Raw genomic sequence first — 2,483 nt, 5'->3', positions numbered from 1 at the left:
AATATGGTAAAATTATCCGCTATAAAAAATTTATTGAATAAAATTTAAACAGGCTCTTATTACATTGTAAAATTATAATTAGATTTTCTTTTGCGAGATTATGAATAATTTTTAATTTTGTTTATTCTAAATAAAAATAATTACACACTACTACCAAATGAAAAAAACACTATTATGCTTAGGGAGTGTATTCCTTGTATCGGGAATTGCAAAAGCCCAGAAAAATGTTATTAAGGTAAATGATTCTGTTAAACAAGGAAGGCTTGATGAAGTCATTATAACAGTAACCAGGACACCAGAGATAATAAAGAAAACAGCCTCAACAGTACACATTGTCAACCGTAAAGAAATTGAAGAGCAAGCTGCAATTTCTCCGGATCTTAGTAACATCCTTGCTTATCAGGTTCCCGGATTGGCTTTTGGAAATAATCTGGTCGGAAACAGAGGGCAAACATTAAGAGGAAGAAATGTATTGATAATGATAGACGGAATTCCACAATCCAGCCCGCTTCGGAATAACGACAGAGAGATTAGAAGTATAGATCCTTCTGTACTTGAAAGAATTGAAGTTGTTAAAGGAGCAACATCTATTTATGGAAATGGTGCAGAAGGAGGGATTATTAATTATATAACTCAAAAAGATAATTCGAAAAAGTCAATATCCGGAAAAACTGTCTTGGGGTTTACGGGGCATGAATTATTCAATAACAAGATGTTTAAATCTGAGGGAGGAGCCGGATATAGAATATCACAGAGCTTTTATGGAAAGCTGGGCAAATTTGATTATCTGGTAAACGGAACCTTCACAGAGAATGGCGTTAAGATAGATGGAGAAGGTTTAGTCCAAAACCCCAGATATGGACTTGGTGAAACAAAGGTAAATAATGCCTTTGCAAAATTGGGTTATTCCTTCAATGACAAAAGCAGAATAGAATTGATGTACAATTACTATTCTAGTTTGCAGGATTCCAAATATATCCTGGATAAAGGAAAGTATGGTGAAAGGCCGTCAACTGGTAAAATAGGAGAAAGTCTTGGTGTAAAAGAAGGAACTAAATATAATCACAACGCTTATTTGAAATATAGCAATACTTCTATATTCCGTAATACATCGTTCAATGCATCCGTTTATTTTCAAGACTTTTATACAATTTACGACTACAGAGAAGCTCCCCGTTGGAAAACAGGTGGCCAATCTGCAATTCTGGAAAAGAAATATGGCTTTCGTACCGACTTTAATACAGAATTCAGAAAAGAAGGTATATTAAAAGCTTCACTTACTTATGGTATAGATTTACTGAATGAACATACTACGCAGCCATTAGTAGATGGCAGAGTATGGGTTCCTGAATTGAATATGATGGCATTTGCACCATTTATACAAAGTAAACTATATCTTACGGAAGATTTAACAGTAAAAATGGGAAGCCGTTGGGATTTAATGAATATAAAAGTTCCGGATTATACAACGCTTCCTTCCGGAAAAGACAGTGCTTTTAATGTACAGGGAGGAAGTCTGAAGTATAAAAACTTCTCATACAATGCCGGACTTAGTTATACCGCCTTTAGCTATTTCCAGCCATTTACATCCTATTCCAGAGGATTCAACATTTATGATCTTGGACGTGTACTGAGAGATGCTAAAAGTAATGTGCTAAACGAAATTAACACAGAACCCGTTGTAGTAGACAGCTACGAAATAGGTTTTAATAGTAAAATAGGTAAAGTTATAGACTTTTCTGCAAGTTATTTTTATAATTACTCTAAGCTTGGTGCAGATTTAGTTTCTGTGAATGGTTTTTGGACACCATTGCGAGCACCACAATATATTAGTGGAGTAGATCTTGTAATGAATGTTTATCCGGCAAGAGGATTGAATATAGGCGTGAATTATACTTATCAGGAAGGGAAGGTAGATGTAAATAATGACAATACCTATCAAAAATATCTGAGCGGGTTGAGAATTGCTCCGCCAAGACTAAATTCTTATGTTAAATGGATGTCAGATGATAAAAAACTGAATTTAGGTCTATATCATATGTACTCATTCAAAAGGGATCGGTTTTCTCCGGATAAATCTGGGAAATATGAAGAAGGAGAAGGGCCTGTAGAATCTTTCAATCTATTCAACTTTCAGGGAAGTTATAAATTTAATCAGTTTATAATGTTAGGGCTGGGAGTAGAGAACCTGTTTAATAAAACCTATTTTACTCCTACATCTATGTACACTGCAAGAGATGCTGAATATGTAAGAGGTAATGGACGATATTATACATTGACATTAAGTTTTAAATACTAGTAGTGCATTATTAAGAGCCTGTTTAAAAATTAAATTAGAAAAATTCGTACGGCGTTTATTTTATAAAATAATCTTATAAAAAACTGATTGTCAGTTGTTTATGTTGTTTATTTTCCGTAACTTGTTGGTTACTAATCAATTAAATTACAGTGAAAAATTACTCGACAAACATTTCTGACAATCA

At 33.7% G+C, this 2,483-nt stretch carries 1 protein-coding gene; it reads left to right on the top strand.

What is annotated here, in order from left to right; all coding sequences use genetic code 11:
* Positions 1-157: 157 nt before the first annotated feature.
* Positions 158-2,299: a TonB-dependent receptor gene (locus B0A67_RS23865; RefSeq protein ID WP_072965310.1), complete on the top strand. Its 2,142-nt coding sequence runs from the start codon at positions 158-160 to the stop codon at positions 2,297-2,299.
* The last annotated feature ends 184 nt before the right edge of the window (positions 2,300-2,483 follow it).

The sequence above is a fragment of the Flavobacterium aquidurense genome (genome assembly GCF_002217195.1).
Taxonomy (GTDB): Bacteria; Bacteroidota; Bacteroidia; order Flavobacteriales; family Flavobacteriaceae; genus Flavobacterium; species Flavobacterium frigidimaris.
This window is presented reverse-complemented; position numbering and strand designations above follow the sequence as displayed.

What these genes read in the sequence shown, in the direction of transcription:
- B0A67_RS23865 (WP_072965310.1), top strand. Translation starts at nt 158, where the DNA reads ATGAAAAAAACACTATTATGCTTAGGGAGTGTATTCCTTGTATCGGGA.